Origin of the sequence: Anatilimnocola floriformis (assembly GCF_024256385.1) — a bacterium.
Taxonomy (GTDB): domain Bacteria; phylum Planctomycetota; class Planctomycetia; order Pirellulales; family Pirellulaceae; genus Anatilimnocola; species Anatilimnocola floriformis.
Genome location: NZ_JAMLFW010000001.1, coordinates 4,021,333 through 4,041,765 on the forward strand (window position 1 = coordinate 4,021,333; position 20,433 = coordinate 4,041,765).

A 20,433-nucleotide genomic window follows, 5' to 3' on the forward strand; every position below is an offset into this window, starting at 1 on the left:
AACTCGTAGCGGTCAAGTCGTCGCCCAACCGCGGGAGACTAGGCGAGGGCCGCCTTGACTTCCTTGAAGACCGCATCGAAGGCCGGTGGATCGGCAATGGCGATTTCCGACAAGCTCTTGCGATCGAGAATGATGTTGGCCTTCTTCAAGCCATTGATGAACTGGCTGTAGCGGAGGCCACGTTCGGCGACGGCAGCGCTGAGGCGAATGATCCACAGCTTGCGGAACTCGCGCTTTTTGACGCGGCGATCGCGCCGTGCAAAATCTCCGGCGCGGGCGAGCGTTTCCTTGACGGTGCGGAACAGCTTGCGCCGGCCACCCCAATAACCCTTGGCCCGTTTGAAAATCCGCTTCTTGGCTTTGTTACGAGCGTGACCTTTGGTCGTACGCATTTCTAAGAAATCCTAACTTACTGGCCGCGTAGAAGGCCCTTGGGACGAAAATCCAAGCGTTGATTGCCCGTACACTGACCGATCGACTTTGCTCGGGGTAGGTCAGGCACTTAAGTGCCTGACCTACAGCTTACAGGCTGTATTTGCCCAGGGCCCGCGCGATCTGGTGATTGACGGAATCGTGCAGCACCCGAGTGCCGCGCAAATTGCGACGGCGCTTCTTCGACATACGAGAGGCCAAGTGGCTCGTCCCGGCTGCGCGGTGCTTGAACTTACCCGTCGCGGTAATTCGGAAACGTTTTTTCGTTCCCTTGTGCGTCTTCATCTTGGGCATGCAACACCCACCATCCTAGTTTTGATCCAATAGTCATTAACCAACGGCCCCGCTGGGCTTAGGTCAATTTTCGGAAGTCCCGTATCGTAACAGCACTAACAACCAGCGAAAAGGGGGAATCGCTTGCAAATTGTCCGTCCGCCAGTAGCAGCAGTCTCCACCAGAAACTGACTTTCTCGCAAGTAATCGCCTAGCGAGAGTGATTTTTGTGGAATTGCGGTGGTCCGTGGAGAAAAACCTCTCAAGCTTCGCAATTTTTTCTTGGCAGCTCCGTTCGAGACAGCACTACCCAAGACTCGGGTACCTTTTCGCACTCGTCTTATCTAGGAGCAGGCAGAATGAGTGACTTCTCGCGCGGATTTTCTCGGCAACGGCGTTTTGAGCGGCGGTTGGGGATCGAAGGCTTGGAAGATCGAGCGCTGCTCGCGGGCAATGTTAATTGTCCGCCGCTGCCTCCTGTGGCAGGTGGAAGTGTTGCCGCGACGGTTGGCAGACCAACGGCCGGCGCTACGGCAACTGCCGCCGCCACCAGTGGATCGACCGCGACCACGGGCGCAACAGCGACGAGCGGCGCTACGGCGACCGGCGGCACTGCCGCCGCACCACCGCCGCGCGGCGGCAATTGCCCCACGGGTGCGACAGGCGCCACGGGCACCACCGGTTCCACGGCCACGGGTTCCACGGGCAGCACGGCCACGACGGGAGCCGCTCGGCCAACCGGTGCTGCGGGAGCGACCGGAGCTACGGGCGCGAGTGGCCCTTCGGGAAATTGTCCGACGGGCGCGACAGGAACCACCGGCGCTACTGGTGCGACGGGTAGCACGGCTACTGGTGCAGCTCGACCAACGGGGACCACCGGCGCTACTGGTGCGACGGGCAGCACCGCGACCGGCGCGCCTCGGCCTGCAGGTCCCGCCGGCGCTGCGGGGGCGACCGGAGCCACTGGCGCAACGGGAGCAACTGGGCCAGGCAACTGCCCCACCGGCGCGACTGCCACCTCGGGCACCACCGGCGCGACGTCAACCACTGTCGCTTCGAGCCGCAAGTAATTGCGAGCTGCAACGGAGCGGTTTACGGGCTTGATGTTTTCGTGAGAATTGCGCTCGGAGTCGGCGCCCATGATTGTTGCCACGATTCTGTCGGGAAATAGCAGCGCCATCGTCGCCGAGGCAGTGCACAGTGTGCTGCAGCATGTTGACTTGGTGCTGCTCATCGACACGGGAATCACCGACGACACGCTGGAGGTCGCCGAGCGCATCGCGGGGGAGAAATTTCGCTGCGAAGTCTTTCCCTGGCAAAATGATTTTGCAGCGGCGCGAAATTTTTCGCTCGCTGCCGCTGCGAAACATGGCGGCACTTGGGCCCTGACCGTCGATACCGATGAGCGCGTCCATTTTCCCGGCTATCTCGATTGCGAATCACTCAGGCAAGAATTGGATTCGCGGCCCGAAGTGTTAGTCTGGCTCGTTCCAGCCGAAGCGGGCGATTACACAAAAGAACGACTCATTCGCGTTCCTGCCACGCTCGAATGGCACGGGCCGACGCATGAAGCGTTTGTCGGCGTCGAAGAGCAACAGCGGCAAGTGCTCACGGGTTGCTCATTTTGGGAATTGGCAAAGTCAGCAGAGGATTTTGAACGCAAACTGCTGCGCGATCGGAGCATTCTCGAGCGGCAGTGCGAACTCCAACCAGACGACGGCCGCTGGTGGTATTACCTCGGTCAGACGCACGAGGGCCTCCATGATTTGCCGGCCGCGATTGCCGCCTTTCGTCGTTGTGGTGAGGTCGATGCGTGGCAGGAAGAAGCGGCCTGGGCCTACTTCAAAGCAGCGTCGTGTCTCAGCCAATTGGAACGGCATCGAGAAGCAATCGAATGTTGCGCGCTCGGTATGACGCACGACAACAGCCTGGCCGAGTTGCCTTGGCTGGCGGCTTTCAGTTGCCAACGACTGGGCGAGAATCGCAAAGCCGAGTGGTGGGCGGAAATGGCGATCCTGCTCGGCAACTACGAAGGGCTGGAAGCCGGCGCATCGCGCGTCGGCTTTCGTCATTTGCCCGCCTGGTACGAAGGTCCCTTCGACGTGCTGCGCGTTGCACTCGCAGAATTGGGAGACGAGCGCGGAGCGGCCTCGGCTGAGCTCAATCACAATCGCGCACTGCAACGGCGACTCGATTACACGGCGGCTTTGAAAAACGCCGTTTCGGCCAACGCCGAATTGCAAATCTCGTAACCGCGCGAGTTACGGCGTACCGCGCTTCCACGGCATGAGCACATCCTTGGTCACGTTGCGCAGGTTCGTGCCGACGTCTTTAGGCCGAACCACTTCGGGGCCGTTGGCCAATTCGGGGAAGATCTCTTGCAGCCGTTCGTTCAGGTTCGGGAAAACCTGGCGGTTGATGACGGGGTGATCGAGCGACCCGCTGATATCGAAGAGTAGGAACTGCCGGCTGGCTTCACCCAGCAGCGGTCGAAAGATCGGTAGATAAGCATCGTCGCGGCCGACTTGCGTGTAAAGCTGCATGGCCACTTCGCGAGCGTTACTGATGCGGCCGCGGCCTTTAAGGGTGATCGCGTCGCCAACGAGTTCGATGCGATCGAGTTCAAAATCATCGCCGACGATGCGGAAGTCGACGCTGCTGGAATTGAACGCATTGCGATCGGCGGACGTGAGCTTGAGGAGTGCGATGATCGTTGGCAGTTCATAAATGTCCGCATCCCGCAGACGGATCTGGCCATTGCCGCGATAGGTATGCACTCCTTCGCCAGTCCCCACGAGATTGACCACGGCAAAGACCTTGCCGCCGATGCGTTGTTTTCGCGGCGCGAGTTCGCGAGCAATTGCCGAGAGGTCACCTTGCTCCAGCCAGGCTTGGATTTGAAAGGGAAGCTGCTGACCAAATTTCAGCTGACCGTCGATCGCCAGGACGCCGCCGAAAATGTTCGCCGTGAGTGGCCGCAGTTTGCGGTTCGGCAACTCGCGCTCGGCCCAGGTGCCAAAGCGGAGCTGTTCGGCATCGAAGGCTAGCGGGCCGCGAATCTGAGTGAGCTGCACATCGCGAACGATGGCCGAGTCGATATTCAATTCGCCCCGGTTCTCAAAACCGGTCGGCCCATTGAAGCCGCGTAGTTGCACCGAGCCATGGATATGTTCGATGGGCGTGCCAGCGACAAGTCGACCATTTTCCATGTCGAGACTCAGGTCCCAGCCCACCTGCGGCTGCTGATCGGTCGCGGCGGGTGCGATGAGCTCGAGAGCGCCTTGCATATTCAGCGGCCCGGAGATTTCCAAGCGAGCCAGCGAAGCGGCCAGGCCGACGGGCAACGCCGAGAGCAAATCGTGATCGAGCTGAATGCGTTCGGCACTGACGCGATTGAAAACCACGCGGCAACCGCCTCCTTCGACTGTCTGACTCGAGCCTTCGGCTTGCAGCGTGAGCTGACCGTGACGGGCCGTGAGATTGCGCAGCGTCGTCTGTCCATTCTCGTAATGAAAATTGCCGGTCACGTTATCGAGGCCGTAGCGAATCCACGTAGGCTCGATCGAGATGGTGCCGCCTTCGGTCTGTTTGTTGGCGGGCCATTTTTCTGCATCGACAACGATGCTCGTGTCCTTGCGATCAGCGTTGTATTTCATCTGCACTTGCAAGTGATCGAGATTGCCGCGCGGCCGCAGATTGACCCACAGCTTTTGCATCGCCGCAGGCAACGCCCGGCGGAGTTCATCTTCCAATTGCAAGTCGGTCGCCGTGAAGTTGAGCTTCAACTGATTGCCGTCCGCGGGATACTTCTGCCACGTGCCATACGCCGAGATATGGCCGCTGTCGTTGCGGCCGGTCAGATGATGAAAGGTCCAATCGTCGTCGTTCATCTGCAACGTGCCGTTCACGCGATCGATGGGATAGCGAAACGAGTCGTGCTGAATCGTCAGATCGTGCAGCGAAACCGTGAGAGCGCGATGGATGTCTTTGCTGCCGACCGGCCGCGTGATTTTTGCCTGAAACGAAACCGCTCCCTTCGGTTGAAACTTCCGCACGATGAGTTCGGCTTGCGGAGTGAGGGCCTGCAGCAGCCGATCATCGATGGAGAGCGGGCCACCTTGTGAACTGATTTCGGCCCAGCCGCTGAAATCGGCGCCGGGGTGTGCGATGTCGGCCTGGCAGTTGATGATCTTGCCGCCGCCCACCATATCGAGCCGGACCTTCAACTGATCGTTGGCCATTTGCAACGTGCCGGTGCCATCGGTCAGTCGCAGCGGAAATTTCACATACTGCACCGAAAGGTTGTGGCAACGCACGCCGAACGTCGGTGTCCAGCGTCGGCCGTCGGAAACCACGCGGGTCTGAATATCGACAATGCCGCGCGGCGTGAATTCTTGCCAGACTTTTTGCAGCGCGGCAGGCAACTGCGAGACCGTGAGGCGATCGAGATTTAAACGTTCGGCCGTCAGATCGATCTGACCGGGGGAGTTGAGCGAATAACCTTTCAGCTCGGCAGAGAGCTTGAGATTGGCAGGGCCGCAGCGGCCGGTGAGATCGTCGATCCACACGCCGCGGGGATCGAGACGAATCGTCGCTTCGACATCGGTCAGCGGATCGGGCAAACGAGCGTCGTCGATCCGGCCTTCATCGATGCGACCGTGGACGACGAAGTTAATCGCGGCTTGCTGTTTCTGGCGCTGTTCGTTGGTGGGATTAGCAACATGAAAGCTGAAGTAAGTGCGGCCGCGAACGCTCGACAACGGCTTGAGCATTTCGCCGGCTTCGCGCGGTAAGGCGGCTCGCAGGCGCGGACTGAATTCCAGGCCTTCGACCGCGCCGCGCAGTTCCCAACTGCCGGCGAATGGCTGCCAGGTTCCTTCGAGATCGACACGTTCGAAGTGATCGCCGGCGATCGAACCAGTGATCTTCAGCGACATCTTCTCTTTGGGAATCGGCTCGGCTGGGACGTTGCCAGGAAGCGGATTCTGCGGAGCATTGGCCGAACCGATCACGAGCTCGATGTTGCGGAACGTGAGGGGCGTGGTGTTGACCTGCGAAGGATCGATCACTTCGACCGTGCCGTCGCTAATGACCGCGGCCGGCGCCTGACCGCCGACGGAGGGAAGCGGAAACAAGTGGCTCACGTTCCACACGCCGCTCGGTTTGCGTTCGGCGCGAAGCTTAACGCGGCGAACATCAATCCGCTGAATCTTCGGCATCGCGGTGAGTAATTCCGGCAGGCTGGTATCGCAGTGGATGATGGCTTCTTCGATGACGGCGATCATCGGCGCGTGCGCGCCCCCCGCTTCTTGGATCGAGATACCGCGGACTTCGATGCCGCGGTCATCCAAGCGTCGCGCCGAACGAACGTTGACTTGCAAACCTTGATAATGGTCGCGCAGTTTTTGCTCGACGCGGTTGCGAATTTCGCGGTCGAGCTTGTTCACGCCGTAGTAACGCAAGGCCACGAGAATCGCGAACACAAGCGACGTGCCAATGACAACCCGCCAGGTGTGCCGAGTCAGGCTCGCACCCCAGGTGGCTTTCGGATTGTCAGCGGCGGACGACATCAGGCGGTTTGCGATTTCGGGGAAGGAGTGAACGAGATCAGCCAGGCCGCGGCAACAGCAGCGAGAACCAAGAGAGGAATGAGCGCCGGTTGGCGATAACGAATCGAGCTGACAAAAATCATGTGCAGCAGCGTGAAGTACACCGCGGGCAACCACAGCAGCAGAATGATCCAGCCGTGCTGACGACTGCGATAAGTGCCGATCGCCATGAGGATCATGGCCGGCACGAAGCTGACCAACAGCATCAGGCGTAGTTTGTTGCTGCGAAACTCTGCCGCATTCGGCCACGGCGACCAGATGCGCACGAACTTAATCACGGCGAGTTCGACGACGCGCTGTGGATTTTCACGAGCCCATTTCAGACTGGCTTGTTTCATGGTTTCGTCGAGTCGATCTTCGAAGAGTTGCCCGGCCGGCGGAGTTTTTTCGGCATCGGTTTTGCGCTGTTGTGCTTCGAATTCAGCGACGTACCGCATGTCACTCGCGCCGGTCGCGATCGGGCTCAACCCGTCGTACAGACTCGCGCCGACTTGCAACGACGTCGGCACAAAGCGGCCAGCGATCGACCAGGTGTAAATCCACCACGGCGACATCGTCACGCAGAGGCTGGCGAACATCAGGCCGATGATTTGCAATTGCTTGAGACGTTGTGAATCGATCGTCAACGCAATCACGCCAGCGAACGGCAGGAACAACAACCAACTCGGCCGCATGAGCGTGGCGAGTCCCGCACAGGCTCCGGCGATGATCGCCCAAATGATCGAAGCACGCAGCGACGAACTTTGCCAGGCCGCGATCCAGCCGATGAGTTGCAACAGCATGAGCGGCGTGAAGGGTGCTTCGCTGAGCACGAACACACTTTGAGCAATCGCTTCGGGATAGATGGCCACCGCGAGCGCGCTCAGCAAACCAACGCGTTCACCGAACAATCGCCAACCGAGTGCGGCGGTCAAGCCGCAAGTGACGGTGCCGAGGATCGTCGACAAAAATCGGCCGGCCATTACCGGCGCGTCTTGTCCACCGCAAACAAACACCACGCTGAGGAGCAACGGATAGCCAGGCGTGCGAAAGATCCGATAGCGCGACGGCCCAAATTCGTACGGCTGACTGGCGGCGATCTTCTGGCCGAGTTGCCAATAGCTTTCGCTATCGGGAAAACCAAATCGTTGTCCCACCGGCACGCGCGCTTGCCACCAGAAGGCAGCTCCGATGCGCACTCCCAGCGCGAGAGCCAGGACGGCAATCAGCAGCCAGCGGGAGTGGGACGAAGGTCGCATCAAACTCGTTACAATTTTTGAAAGTTTCAACCGCGCAGGGGCTCGCGCAGAATTGCGGCGGATCGTAGAAAAAACGGCCTGTTCGAGCAAGAGAAACGGGCGGTTCTTTCCTTATATTCCCGCGAGTGCTGGCAGCAGAATCGACATTGCCCCAATCGGCGGAAACTGGCATGATTCCAGATCGTCGCCAGCAGCTCAGGAATTTTTTGCTGGCGAACATTTGTGTGTGCGTGCGTGCTGGCAGGAGGCCGATCATGGTTGCAAAGAGTCTGGCTGGGTTTGCGTTGACGGCTGTGGTTTGTCTGGGCTTTGCCCTGCTCGCCAGCGGTTGCGGCGGCAGCAAAACTCCGGCGCCGGCCGCGAGCATCGAAACCACGCCCACTTCGCACGGCACACCCGTCGCCGATTCGATCGTCAGCGATTCGTTCGCCACCAAGCCGGTCGTGAAGAAACCCGCCGTCGATCCGATCCTGCTGATCAACACGTCGGCCGGCAGCGTGAAGGTGCAATTGTTCCAGCAAAAGGCGCCGCAAACGGTCGACAACTTCTTGCGGAACTACGTCAACCGCGGCTATTACGAGCAAACGATCTTTCATCACGTCGACAAGAACTCGATGATCGCCGCCGGCGGCTTCACGCCCGATCTACAAGCCAAGCCGAACCGTGCGGCGGTTTACAACGAGGCTGCCAACGGTCTGAAGAACACTCGCGGCACACTGGCCATGGCCCGCGATCCAGCGATTGCTCACAGCGCCACGTCGCAGTTCTTCTTCAACATCGTCGACAACACCGGGCTCGATTTCGTATCGGACGCGAGCGACGCCGAATACGGCTACTGCGTCTTTGGCCAGGTTTTGGAAGGGCTCGATGTGCTCGACAAAATCGCCGCTCAGCCTGTCACGGCGCAAGGTGATTTTCCCTCAGTGCCTACCGAAGCGGTGGTTATTCAGAACATTCAGCAGGTGCAGTAGACGGTCAGCGAGGCGTGGCTGAAAACTGCGATTGACCAAAAGTGTTCATTTGTATACGACTGTCTTTGCGAGCGTTCTCCTGCTCATTGGAAAGCTGGTTGCTTCTTTTGCGCCATCACATGCCGGTCCAGCGCTGAGCGATCCGCGTTGAGAATTGCATTCTCCTTCTTAGCTCCCAACTTCAGCTGGGGGGATTCGCGAGAACTGCGTCCGGCTTTAGCCATTGGCTATTGAAACGGATCGCAGCTTGCCGCGGTCACGTGTAGCCCGCGACCACCGGGCTTGCCCCGGTTGGGGCGCTCACTGGCCGCTACCCGCAGTGACCAATCAATGCGGCGACCATCGGCCTTGTGCCGATGGGGCCCTCACTGGCGGGCTGGGGAAGCGGAAAGTGTTCGCTCCACGGGGAATAAACCCCGTGGTCGCGAAGGTATTTTTCGCGCGCGTGAATTAGTAGCTGACAAGTGATCGCCCCAACCGGCACAAGGCCGGTGGTCGCGGAAAGCGAGTTCGAAGGCGCGGGGGTAACTATGACGCAGTACAATTGAGCCATGAAACGCGAATCCCGCGCACCCCTGATCTTCGCCATTGTGCTGCTGCTTCTGCCGGCGCTGTACGTGGGGAGCTATTTGGCGCTGGTTTTGCCCGAGGGGGTTGTGCATGATACGGCAGACCCCGCTGTGCGAGTTCACGGTTACTACCGCCTTGGCGGGCCAACGGATCTTCTATACGCGCCCCTGGAGTCAGTCGATCGCAAACTGCGACCAAACGCTTGGATAGATCCCATCCCTGGAGTGTCGCGGTACTATCATCGATCATGGGGCAAATGGGTATCTAGCTTGGAGCAAGGGCAAGAATCTCCCCGTAAATCCGGCGGTGGAAACGAGCTTCGGACCAAACGTCAGCCGCAAATCGGCCGGAACTTCGCGGACTCGTTCCTCGACCACGCGCCTTCCACCTTCACTCACACCGGATTCAGAGAATCCGGCGACAATGGCTTGGCCCGCTGTTAGTATTCACCCGACCGGGAGTGCCAAATGCAGAAGATGAGCCAAGCCAATCCATTGTTTTACGCCATCGCGCTTGCAGTCGCGCTCGCGATGGGTGCGACTTCGTCAAATGTGCATGCTCAAGCAAGTAGTTCGGGAGGTTCGAGCGGCACGTTTCCGTTCAGCACCGGCGGGACTGGCGCAACGGCCACGCAGGCGGTTGAGTTGCAGTTCATTCGCAAGAGCACTGAAACGACGGTTTGGCTTGCCTTTACAGCCGACGACAAGCAAGAGGCTGCCTGCGTACTGGTCTTTTTGCACGACGCCGGGCGAGCGGCAATTCCGACGATCGACTATCGCATCCGCGCGGACGAAGGAGAGGACAGGCTGGTTACCGCAAAGCTCGACTTCCTCGGCTCCACGCTCGTCGTCAAAAGGGAAGTCCCGAAGAGCAAAAAGGTGGGCGTCGACGTCGCACAGTGGAAGGGAAAAGATTTCAATCTCGCCGACGGCAGGGTATTGCTAATCGACCTCACCGCCGACAAGCCGAAGCTAGAGCAAGTGATCGACACGCCTCTAACCATCACGGGAAAGGCAGGTGAAGTTGCCGAGTCGCTGCCAGCAGCTCTCAAGAAGATGAAGCAGGACGTGAAGCTGAAAGCGCGATCACTATCTGAGTAACCCTGCGACACGACTCGGTTTGCCTAAGCGAGGGGCACGCTGCTAGCGACGCTTTTCAAATTGGACGCCGCAAAGTATGATACGATACCTAATCATTTTCGATGTAAACCGTTACAGTATAATATCTTACATGCATCTAAAATCTCGCATCACCTGTTATATTGCCATCGCTCGAAATAGGGGCTTCTCAAGGGCCGGAGGGAAATTCCCGCGGCGAATTTTGCATTGGTAGCTGACCAGTGATCGCCCCACCGGCACGAGGCCGGCGGTCGCGGGAATCGGCTGATGCTGGTAGGAATAAAGTGTTATACGATTCCAGGCTATTTTCTCATTAAACCCTTACTGCCAAAGTCCTTCCGGCATTTCAAATCTGGCATCACCTGTTATAAAGCCCTTGCCTGAAATGGGGGCAATGGCAAGAGTGCTACGCGGCGATCGTTACGGGCGAAATTCCCGGCAAAATCCCCCGGCCTTGCTATGGCTGGCGGCAATGTATAATAGCTGCCAACGAATTCTCACTGCAGACTCGCAGAGAGACACTGAGTTTTAACTCACCTCGCCAGACACAAAACTATCGCAGCAGGCCACGGCGGACGCACTTCGTTAGCCGGGCAACTTTCTCGCTTACCACGCTGGGCTCTATTTGCCGGATCCTGCTGATTCGGCGTATGCTCATCCCTCCTGAACGTGAGTTGCGTTCCCTCGCGCGGCGATCCGCGCTGGAACTCAAGGAGTTCGGGCTGCTCGGATGGAGTGTCCCCAGCCAAGGCACGGACTTGTTACATGACCCAGAAACCAGACGACTCGACGGAAACACACCTGACCGAACCGGTCAAGGAAGTCGACGCCGATAAAGCCATCGAGCCGGCCGACGAACCCGGTTTTAATGAGACAGTCAAAACGCTGCTCGTCGGCAAACCGCTCGACCTCGCCGATCATTCGATCCACAACCATATTTCGCTCATCGCGTTTCTGGCCTGGGTCGGTCTCGGCGCCGACGGTTTGTCTTCGTCGTGCTACGGCCCGAGCGAAGCCTTCGAACATTTGCGGGGACACACTTACCTCGCGCTGTTCCTGGCGCTGGCGACGGTCTTTACCGTTGTCATCATTTCGGCCTGCTACAGCTACATCATCGAAGCGTTCCCCAGCGGCGGCGGCGGCTATCTCGTGGCCAGCAAAATGCTCGGCAGTCGAGTCGGCGCGCTCAGCGGTTGTGCGCTCGTTGTCGACTACATTCTGACGGTCACGGTCTCGATCGCGGCGGCCGGCGATGCGCTGTTTGGCTTGCTCGGAACGACACTCACGCAGTTTGCGCCACTCTTTGGTGGTTCGACGAACATGAAGGTGGCGTTCGAGATTGGCGCTATTCTGTTTCTCGTGATTTTGAATCTGCGCGGCGTGAAAGAATCGGTGACGGTGCTCGCGCCGATCTTTGTCGTCTTCCTCGTCACTCACGCGGTGCTGATCTTCGGCGTGCTGGGCATGCACGTCGGCGACATCGGCGGCCTGGCGAGCGATGTCTCGACCAGCATTTCGAATGATGCCAAGAACCCGGCCTACGGCTGGCTGTTTTTGCTCAGCATGTTGCTCAAAGCCTATTCACTCGGTGCCGGTACTTACACCGGTATCGAAGCCGTTTCGAACAGTATGGCGGTGATGCGCGAACCGCGCGTGGCGACTGCCCAGCGCACGATGATCTACATGGGCGCTTCGCTGGCCATCACGGCTGGTGGCTTGATGGTGGCGTATCTGCTATTTGAACTCGACTTGAAGAAGAACCATGTCGTGGGTCCGACGGCGGAAGTGGTCGCCACGAATGCCAGTCATGCGGGCGAATTGCCCATGACGCGCTCGGAAGGTTTGATTGCTCTGAAAGAACTGCGCAAAGCCGATGATAAAGATCAGACGATGAACGACCTGCTCGTGCAGTGGTTCGTCGGCGGCGCCGAACGGGTGATCAAGGACGAAAAAGTTCCTTGGTGGGGCAGCTTGTTCCGCTACATCACGATTCTGTCGGAAGCCGTGCTGCTGCTTGTGGCTGCTCAGGCGGGGTTCATCGGCGGGCCGAAGTGCCTTGCCAATATGGCCCATGACAGTTGGGTGCCGCACTGGTTCGGCAGCCTGTCGGAACGCTTGTCTTCGCACTACGGCATTTTGCTGATCGGGCTTAGCTCGATGGCAGCGCTGATGGTGACGAGCGGCAACGTTTCGAAGCTGCTCATCATGTACTCGATCAACGTGTTCGTCACGTTCACGCTGTCGATGGTCGGCATGTGTTTGTACTACTACCCGATGAAGGGCAAGATTCCGAACTGGAACATGCGGATGACGCTGTTCACGTTTGGCGCCGTGCTGTGCGCTTCGATCCTGGTTGTGACCATCATTTTCAAGTTTCTCGAGGGTGGTTACATCACGGTGCTCGTCACCGGCGCTTTGACCGGCCTGGCCCTGCTCATTCGTCGTTACTACGTGGGCGTGTCGAAGCGGCTGCGCGGTCTCGACGAAACGCTGGGCACGATCGAAGTGCAAGGCAAACCCAATCTCACACCGCCGAATCCTGATCTGCCGACGGCAGTGATCCTGGTCGGCGGTTACAGCGGCCTCGGTGTGCACACGCTTTTGAACTCGCTGCGGTTTGTGCCGAATCACTTCAAGAATGTGATCTTCATTTCGGTCGGCGTGGTCGACAGCGGAAACTTTAAAGGCATCGAGGCCATGGAAGACCTCCGCATGCACACCGAAGACTCGCTGGAGAAGTACGTCGACCTTGCTCGCCGCCTCGGCTTGCCGTCGCGGGCGTATATGTCGATCGGCACCGATGTGGTCGATGAACTCGAGCAGCTTAGCCGCGTCGTCCATCGCGACTTCCCGGGCGCGGTCGTCTTCGCCGGTCAGCTCGTCTTCCAGCGCGAAACCTGGTACGGCAAGCTGCTGCACAACCAAACGGCCTACTCGCTGCAACGCCGCCTGCAATGGGACGGCGTGCCGATGGTGATTCTGCCGACGCGAGTGCGCGACTAAAGCCGCTCGTGAAAACGGTTGTCTAGAACGGCGCTTCTTCGGTCGAAGGCGCCGTGCACAACACCTTCAACGCTTCGAGTGCATAGAGCACATCGTTCGAAGCGACTTGACGCCAGCCGTCGGTCTTGTGATGCAGGATCGCCAGCTTGAACTGCTCCAGCGCATCGCCCAGGTCATCGGGGAGCGCTGGCAGATTGGCAAACGGCCGAACCAGATCGATCGGTTCGCTCGTCGGTTTGCCGGTGGTGTAGTCGCGATCGGCGAACGAGTCGGTGGTCGCGCTACTGTTGCTGGGGGGACCTTCGCCGAAGTCGGAACCTTCGTGCCGCGGGCCGGATGGCACGTCGCCGTTCACATCTTCGTACTTCGCGGCCAGATCAGGCGATTGATTGCGAGCCGGTTCGAAATCTTCGTCCTTATCGGCGACGATCACATCATCCTGGCGCGGCTTGTCCGTGGCGATGGCACCCAGCGTTTCCCAACGCTTCTCGCGCATGTTCGAAACGGACCAGTCTTGTTGCACGGCCCCTTCGAGCCACATTTCGGCGTCGTTCCAATCGAGGGCCGCTTGAAAGTGGCTCCAGAAGAGCCCGGCGTATTGCTTTTGCGTGCCGCCGAACCGCTGAAAGACGCGCCGCAACCGGCCGACGTGCTGACCTGTCACGCCGCCGACCAATCGGCCCCACGCTTCATCGGAGTATTCCGTGACGCGGGCGTCTTGAGCCACGAGGGCCAGTCGCCACTCGTTGATGATCTGCCCCTTGTCCCAATTGGTGGTGCTGACCAGGCGATTCCACTGGCCGACAAACGGCTGCGATGCCTCGATCAATTCCGGCGTCAGCAGTTCGGTTTCTTCAGCCGCTACAGTTCCATCCAAATTGGCATCCACCACGCCGGCCGTCCTCTCGCTGGGTTCAGGAAGAAATTCTGCTGCCGTGTATTGGCAGTAGTCGCAGCTTTGCGAGGGGTCAACTTATCAAACGTCAGCAGCGCGCGAAGGGTCGCCGGCGCCTTTTCGATTACCAGCAAGGGAAATAAGCACTTCGGCGTTCCGGTGGTGCTGACTGGGAAGGGGATAAGGTGTCGATGGACTCATGAATGGCGTAGGTCAGGCACTTAAGTGCCTGACCTACTCGGCCACGCATCGTATAGATAGAGCGAGAACGGCAGCCACCAAATCAGATCGTTCGTCAGACAGAGCACGATCGTCGCCGGCGGCCACACGCCGCTGTAGATCAACTGAAACAACCCGATCGGTCCCAGCACTTTGCCGAGCAATCCCACGGCCGCGAGCAACCAGCCGCGCTCGGGCACGCGGGCCACTTCGAAATACAGAATGCCATACAGGCCGATCACCATACCGAGGCAGGCGAAAATCTCGGGATGGTTCAGCCGCGGCATCTCGGCAAATTCAAACAGCCAATTGGGCCGCAGCGACGAGAAGATGCCCCAGGCGATGTTGTAAATGCCCGCAGCGACGAAGACAGTCTGATGCAGTTTGCGGCGGCGGATCATCGGTTCACTCGGCAGGAAGTCTCTTGAAGCTACGAGTAGAACCGCATTCCCCCGCTCGCCGCAACATCGCTTTAAGTTTGTGCGAATCGCGGCACAATCTGCTAAAGTTGAGGCTCGCTCTCCGCCATTCCCTGAGACCTGCTATGACCCGCTCCGATTCCCGCCTGGCCGTTTATACCGGTTCGTTCGACCCACTCACACTGGGCCATATGAACGTCATCCGCCGCGCGGCCCGCCTGGTCGACACGCTCGTCGTCGGCATCGGCGTGAACGCAGAGAAGCGAACCCTCTTCACCCCCGAAGAGCGGGTCGATCTCGTCGAGCGCGTAACGCGGCCCCTCGGCAATGTCGAAGTAAAAGCCTTCTCGAACCTCGCCGTCGAATTCGTCCGCCAGTGCGGCTCACGCGTGATGGTCCGCGGCGTGCGGCCCCTCACCGACCTGGCCGGCGAGTTCACCATGATGATGGCCAACAAGCATCTCGATCCCGCGATCGAAACGGTCTTTCTGATGGCCGACGAAGAATTTGCCCACGTCAGCAGCAGCCTGATTAAACAGATCACGCCGCTGGCGAACGATGAGATGCTGAGTCGGTTTGTGCCGGCCGAGATTATTCCGGCGCTGCGGGCGAAGTTGGCATAACAGTTTGTAGGGTGGGTCGAGCGGTACTCCGCGAGGCCCACCAAATTGCGGTGTCGTGCTGGTGGGCCTCGCGGAGTACCGCTCGACCCACCCTACGGTTTGCACACCGTAGCATTTCTGGCCCGTCTCACGCTAAAAGTGGTATGCTTTCGAGCAGTGTTTGGCGGTCTGCCATTCACGAACAGCGGATTTGGAGAAATCGCGGCCATGGCGAACACGGCAGGAGCTTCCGGCAAACGTTCCTGGCAGAAACCTCAGCGTCCCGTGTTCGACGAGCACGCCCGCAAAGTCTGGCGGTTGCTGATTTCGATTGTTGCGCTCGTGATGATCGCGGTGGCCATCTTCGCTTGGTGGATGTCGTTCAAGACGCCGCCCCGCACGCTGCTGGTCTCGATCACCGACGACCGCAAAGAACTCGCCACCGTGCCGCCAGTGCCGATGCTCGAACAGGACGAAGCCGCGCTGCAAAACTGGGCCCAGGCAGCGAAAGTGCCAACCCTCTCGCGCAAGTTGCCAGCGCTGCTGCAAACCACCACATTCTTGAACACACTCTTCTCGCCGACCGACGGTTTTGAGTTCACTACCTTCGACACCGCCGGCAAACCATCGGCCAGCCGGCAGTCGATTCGCAAGGGGGACACGCTCCTCCTCTACATTCGCGCGCATGGCATCGCTGTGTTGCCGACCAAAGGAACCGAGCCGCTGCCGTACCTAGTCACTTCGTTCGCCGGCTTGGCCGAAACGACTACCGAAAACGCCATTCTCGTCAGCGAGCTCTTTCGCCAACTCGCAGCCAATCGCGACGTGAAAACGGTCCTCGTGCTCGATGCCGTTCACTTCAACTACGACCCGCGCCTCGGCCAACTCATCAACCAGTTTCCTTCCGCCGTGGCGAAGGCTTTGCCCGAAGATGCAACGAACCTCTGCGTCATCCTGCCGTCGAGCAACGGTGAACTAACCGTCATTTCGCCGCAGCAGGAACGGACCGTCTTCAGCCTGGCCCTGATGGAAAGTTGGCAAGCCGAGAAAGCGAATGGCGCGCTGCGAGTCGCCTTGCCGAAGCTGCTCGAGCTTGTCCGCGATCGCTATCAGCTGTTGCGCGAGGATGAAGACGACAGCGCGTTCTGGCAATCGGTGCAACTCCTGCCGCGCTCTGACGCGGCCAGCAATGCGAAGGTCGCCGCCAACGATGTCTTCCTACCGACGCTGCCCACGCCGAAGAAATCAAAAGACGAAGCCGCGGAAAAACCGGCAGAAAAACCAACCGAAAAGAAATCGGCGTTCCTCAGCGCGACTTCAAACTTCGGCCTCGCCTTGCAAGCCCCAACGGCTGAACCAGCGCCGCCGAAAGCTGCGGAAACACCGAAAGATCCTGCCGCCGCCGCGCCACCAATGCCCATGCCACCAGCAGCTGCCCCGGCCGTTGCTCCGCCGGCAGCAGCGGTTCCCGCACCGAAGGCCGAAGACGCACCGCCGCGGCATCGGGCCTTTCTCGTCGAATATTCGAAGCAACTCGAACAAGCCTGGCGGTTGCGCGATGAACTCGAAAATTGGCAACAAACATCGGGACTCACCGGTTGGTCGCCGGTGCATTTTGCGCCGCATGCATGGCGGAAGCTAAATGCTTATCTCGTCGCCTACGAAGAGCGTTGCCGAGCCGGCACCGCTCGCGACAACGAACAGCTGAAGACCGATCTGCAAATCGTGATCGACGAACTCGAACGGCTGAAAGCGTTGCTTCGCGCCGGCGACACGCAGAGCGAATCGCGCCGCAACGATCAGTTCGATCTCGCCGGCAGCTGGCGACGCTTCCGCTTCGGCGGCAACGAAGGTCCGTCGTTCGGCTGGCAGTCGTTTCAAGCCTCCGATAAAAACGCCCTGCACGATGCCAACCGCGCGCTGAAGATCTACGCCGACGCGGCTTATCGCTTGCCGGAATACGTTCGGCTGCAAGGCGTGCTCCTTAGTTCGCCTGATGCGCGACTGACCTGGAAAACCGACTTGTTGCGTTTGCAACCGGCGCTGCAATCGCTGCGCGACTTGCTGCAGCCGAAAACCGCCGATGAACGGATCCAGCCGCAACAAGCCAGCGAACTGCTCGCCGCGGCCAAGGAAGTGCAGAACGCTCGCGATGCCCTCGATCGCAAGCTGGTGAAATTCTCGCAGACGCTGGCGAGCTCTCCCGCTGTCGCGCTCCCTGGCCGTGGCCTCGCGATCAGTTTGTTGCTCGAATCTTCGCTCCTCCCCGCAGGCGAGCGGACGGAGCTACTCGATCGTTTGCTGCCGCCGCTGACCACCACTCCGCAACCGCACGAAATTCATCGCGTCATCGGCGGTCGCGCGGGAAGTGGCTCGCTCATCATTGAATCGCTCCCCGATCAGGTCGCCGCCGAAATGCAGGTGATCAAACTCCTCAGCGGTGATACGCGCGACCGCGGTGTGACCAAATCCGACGGCACGCTCGGCGGTTCGGCCCGCTATTGTTTGAGTCAGCTCAACGAACTCCTCGGCCGCGGCTTCGACACCAACCCGCAAGCCGCGCTGCAAATCGGCGCGCAGTTCCGCACCTTCCTCGGTCAGTTGCCGAGCCAAGTGGAGAAGCAGCAAGAAGGGCTCAAACGTTTGACCGATCGCAATCGGGCTCGCGAGCAATTCAACCTGTATCACTGGCTGCTGCTGGTCGACGGCCGCGATGCATCGCAGATCACCGATTCGCCCGTCTTCCTCACGCAGCCGTTTCTCCCCGAGCCCGCCGTCGATACGGTGCGCGTCACGCTCGAGCCGAAGCAGATTTTTCTCAGCGACAAGCCGCAGCGCGTGCAAGTTTACATTCAGGTCACGTCCGACCGCATCGCCGCAGCCGATCTGAAGGTGAAACTCTCGCTCGATCACGATTCCAAGCTGCTGGAAGTGGTCGACGCCGAAGCCCGCTCGGCTGCCGTGAAGAACCGCGAAGTCTACATCGGCGGCAGTAAGGAATGGCGGCGGACGTTTGAAGTAAAGGGCGTGGAATCGACAGGCCAAGGAAGCGTGCTCCTCACCGCAAACGTCGACTTCGGCGGCATCAAGGCGACCGACGATGCTGAATGCCGGCTGAAGCTGCCGAACGAAATCGATCTCAAGATCGTCCCCGTTCACCGCTGGAACGAATCTGAGCCCATCGCCGGCGCGGAAACCGACAACAAGCAAGGTGCCGAGCTGCGTCTCTATCCCAATCGCAACACGGCTTTGAAATTCCTGCTGCGAAATCTTTCCAGCGACGACAAGAAGGTTCGCGTGCAACTCGTCCGCGCTCCGCGCACGCTCCGCGATCGCGTCTTCAACGACGCCCGCGAACTTTTGCCTGAGCTACAAGCACTCGAACGACAAATCCGCTCGATGCGCGACGGCCTGCCGCCGCAAATCGCGGCCGGTGTCGTGGCCGAAACGAATGCGAAAACGCCGCTGGTGCTGCCGCACAAAGATTCGCCGGCGATCGCCGTGAATCTCGATATGAAGAACGCTCCGTCGCCGAGCCCCGATGGCACGACGCCTGCCGCGAGTGTGGATGTGACCGGCGGACTGATTTGCGTAATCACGAACGTCGATAATCCCAACGAGCGGTTTGTCCGCTGGCTCGACTTGCGGCCTTATGCTCCGCACGAGCTCTACAAGGTCGGCCAGTTCAAATACGACGGCAGTTCGCTCGGGTTTCAGGTCCGTTTGATTTCGCATGACCTCGCCACGGGCATGCAGATCGAAGCCAATCCGCTGAAGGTGATCTGGGATCGTTCCGATCGCCGTCTCGGTCCGCCAACAAGCTTCGAAGCCGAGTTGCCGCCGGGAAAACTCGTCGCTCAGTTTCAAGGCGACGTTCCAAGCGCCGTGAAGTCGGTGCTGCTGCCGCTGCACATCGACGGCTATCCGCGGGCGATCGTCTATCGCCTGCAACTGAACGACAGCGGCGTGACTTCGGCAATCGACGTGAAGCAAGACACCCTCGCCGGCGTGCACATCGGCCAGCTGACGCACGACAAGCAGATGTTTCTGGTCCCCAAGCCCGGCTCGCACTTCACGCTGGTCACCGCGCCGGAAAATCCACCGGACTTGGTCGTGCAAACGCTCCTTCGCGGCAGCGATCATCCATTTGCTGCCATCAAGCTCGACAGTCGGCCGGCCAAACAGCGAGTAACGTTCGACCTGCAAGCCGACATCACGGCCGCGGCATTCGCCAAGGGAGCTGCCATCGAAATCGGGCTTGAGGGACAAGAGCCGATTCGGCGGATCTATCACGACCGCGACATTCAAGTGCAACTAAAGAGCACGGCCAGCGGCGGCGTGCTGACGTTCTTCACCAACGTCGATGATTTTCACAACGTGCCGCTCGTCGTCGATACTGATCCCGAAGACGACACTCGCGCAAACTTGCTCGCCGTCGTCCGCGGCAACAGCGATCTATCATCACCTGATGCGCTCCATTCGCTGCCGATCATTTTTGATCGCAAGCCGCCGCAAATCGTGAAAGCCAGTTTGCAAACGAAGCGGATCGTCGTGAATGCCAAGAAGGAACTCACACCGCCGATCATGATCGACGGTCAGGTGAGCGACGGCAACGGCGTGGGCGTGGCGAGCATCAGCGTTTCGATGGCCGCTCGGCCTGGCGCGAAGCCAATCGGTGACGGCAAGCCGGTAGTCCTCGCCATTCTCGACAACCCCGGCGAAACCTTCCGCGTGACGCAATCGATCCCCGAAGGGTTGCCGGAGGGAATCTACGATCTCGAAATCCAAATCCAACCGCGAGACCTGGTCGGCCGCCTCGGCGAACCTTTTGTCCTACCGCTCGTCATCGAAGCACCGAAGCCGAAGGTCGCCAAGAACCTGCAACTCGGGCCGTTGTTCTCCGAAGAAGCCAAGAAGCGGAGCGACGAGGCCAAGGACAAGAAGAAGCTGGAAGACGAAATCAAGAAAATGAAGGCGATGCAGCCAGCCAGCGGCAGCTGAGCGATTGCTGCGGCAGGGTTATAGCAGGAGTTATAAAAGGTTATAGCCCATCGGCAGAAAATCTTTGCAAGTCATTGCTCAGG

General features: G+C 59.5%; 14 protein-coding genes. 8 read left to right on the forward strand and 6 right to left on the reverse strand.

Going from position 1 to position 20,433, the window contains the following annotated elements:
- Window positions 1-38: 38 nt before the first annotated feature.
- Window positions 39-392, reverse strand: a complete 354-nt coding sequence (gene rplT, locus M9Q49_RS15425; protein WP_254509698.1) for a 50S ribosomal protein L20 — start codon at window positions 390-392, stop codon at window positions 39-41.
- Window positions 393-522: 130 nt separating this feature from the next.
- A complete protein-coding gene (gene rpmI, locus M9Q49_RS15430) occupies window positions 523-726 on the reverse strand; it encodes a 50S ribosomal protein L35 (protein ID WP_254509699.1) in 204 nt (67 codons plus the stop codon).
- A 338-nt stretch (window positions 727-1,064) separates the two neighbouring features.
- Here rpmI and M9Q49_RS15435 point away from each other — a divergent pair, with 338 nt between their 5' ends.
- Both M9Q49_RS15435 and M9Q49_RS15440 read left to right on the forward strand, forming a co-directional pair.
- Entirely contained in the window at window positions 1,065-1,775 is a 711-nt protein-coding gene (locus M9Q49_RS15435) for a hypothetical protein (RefSeq protein ID WP_254509701.1), read from the forward strand.
- A 69-nt stretch (window positions 1,776-1,844) separates the two neighbouring features.
- Entirely contained in the window at window positions 1,845-2,957 is a 1,113-nt protein-coding gene (locus tag M9Q49_RS15440) for a glycosyltransferase (protein WP_254509703.1), read from the forward strand.
- Window positions 2,958-2,966: 9 nt separating this feature from the next.
- Here the strand turns inward: M9Q49_RS15440 and M9Q49_RS15445 are convergent, their stop codons facing one another.
- Together M9Q49_RS15445 and M9Q49_RS15450 are read right to left on the reverse strand one after the other, a co-directional pair.
- The gene (locus tag M9Q49_RS15445) at window positions 2,967-6,275 is read right to left on the reverse strand and encodes an AsmA-like C-terminal region-containing protein (protein WP_254509704.1); all 3,309 of its coding nucleotides are present in this window, start codon (window positions 6,273-6,275) and stop codon (window positions 2,967-2,969) included.
- Window positions 6,275-7,552 (reverse strand): ArnT family glycosyltransferase, encoded by a 1,278-nt coding sequence (locus M9Q49_RS15450; RefSeq protein ID WP_254509706.1) that lies wholly within the window; start codon window positions 7,550-7,552, stop codon window positions 6,275-6,277. The genes M9Q49_RS15445 and M9Q49_RS15450 overlap by 1 nt, the downstream gene beginning before the upstream one ends.
- 254 nt (window positions 7,553-7,806) lie before the next feature.
- Between M9Q49_RS15450 and M9Q49_RS15455 the strand changes: the two genes are divergently transcribed.
- The 4 genes from M9Q49_RS15455 to M9Q49_RS15470 all read left to right on the forward strand — a co-directional run bounded on the left by M9Q49_RS15455 (window position 7,807) and on the right by M9Q49_RS15470 (window position 13,214).
- Window positions 7,807-8,523, forward strand: coding sequence for a peptidylprolyl isomerase (locus tag M9Q49_RS15455; protein ID WP_254509707.1), 717 nt, complete (start codon window positions 7,807-7,809; stop codon window positions 8,521-8,523).
- Window positions 8,524-9,074: 551 nt separating this feature from the next.
- Window positions 9,075-9,536: a hypothetical protein gene (locus tag M9Q49_RS15460; protein ID WP_254509708.1), complete on the forward strand. Its 462-nt coding sequence runs from the start codon at window positions 9,075-9,077 to the stop codon at window positions 9,534-9,536.
- Between the two features lie 24 nt (window positions 9,537-9,560).
- The gene (locus M9Q49_RS15465) at window positions 9,561-10,193 is read left to right on the forward strand and encodes a hypothetical protein (RefSeq protein WP_254509709.1); all 633 of its coding nucleotides are present in this window, start codon (window positions 9,561-9,563) and stop codon (window positions 10,191-10,193) included.
- 783 nt (window positions 10,194-10,976) lie between these two features.
- Entirely contained in the window at window positions 10,977-13,214 is a 2,238-nt protein-coding gene (locus M9Q49_RS15470) for an APC family permease (protein ID WP_254509710.1), read from the forward strand.
- A gap of 22 nt (window positions 13,215-13,236) precedes the next feature.
- Here M9Q49_RS15470 and M9Q49_RS15475 read toward each other — a convergent pair whose 3' ends face one another.
- Both M9Q49_RS15475 and M9Q49_RS15480 read right to left on the reverse strand, forming a co-directional pair.
- The gene (locus tag M9Q49_RS15475; RefSeq protein ID WP_254509711.1) at window positions 13,237-14,091 is read right to left on the reverse strand and encodes a hypothetical protein; all 855 of its coding nucleotides are present in this window, start codon (window positions 14,089-14,091) and stop codon (window positions 13,237-13,239) included.
- A 239-nt stretch (window positions 14,092-14,330) separates the two neighbouring features.
- Window positions 14,331-14,729 (reverse strand): hypothetical protein, encoded by a 399-nt coding sequence (locus M9Q49_RS15480; protein WP_254509712.1) that lies wholly within the window; start codon window positions 14,727-14,729, stop codon window positions 14,331-14,333.
- A 143-nt stretch (window positions 14,730-14,872) separates the two neighbouring features.
- Between M9Q49_RS15480 and coaD the strand changes: the two genes are divergently transcribed.
- Window positions 14,873-15,370, forward strand: coding sequence for a pantetheine-phosphate adenylyltransferase (gene coaD, locus M9Q49_RS15485; protein WP_254509713.1), 498 nt, complete (start codon window positions 14,873-14,875; stop codon window positions 15,368-15,370).
- Between the two features lie 207 nt (window positions 15,371-15,577).
- The gene (locus tag M9Q49_RS15490; protein ID WP_254509714.1) at window positions 15,578-20,350 is read left to right on the forward strand and encodes a hypothetical protein; all 4,773 of its coding nucleotides are present in this window, start codon (window positions 15,578-15,580) and stop codon (window positions 20,348-20,350) included.
- Window positions 20,351-20,433 lie beyond the last annotated feature (83 nt).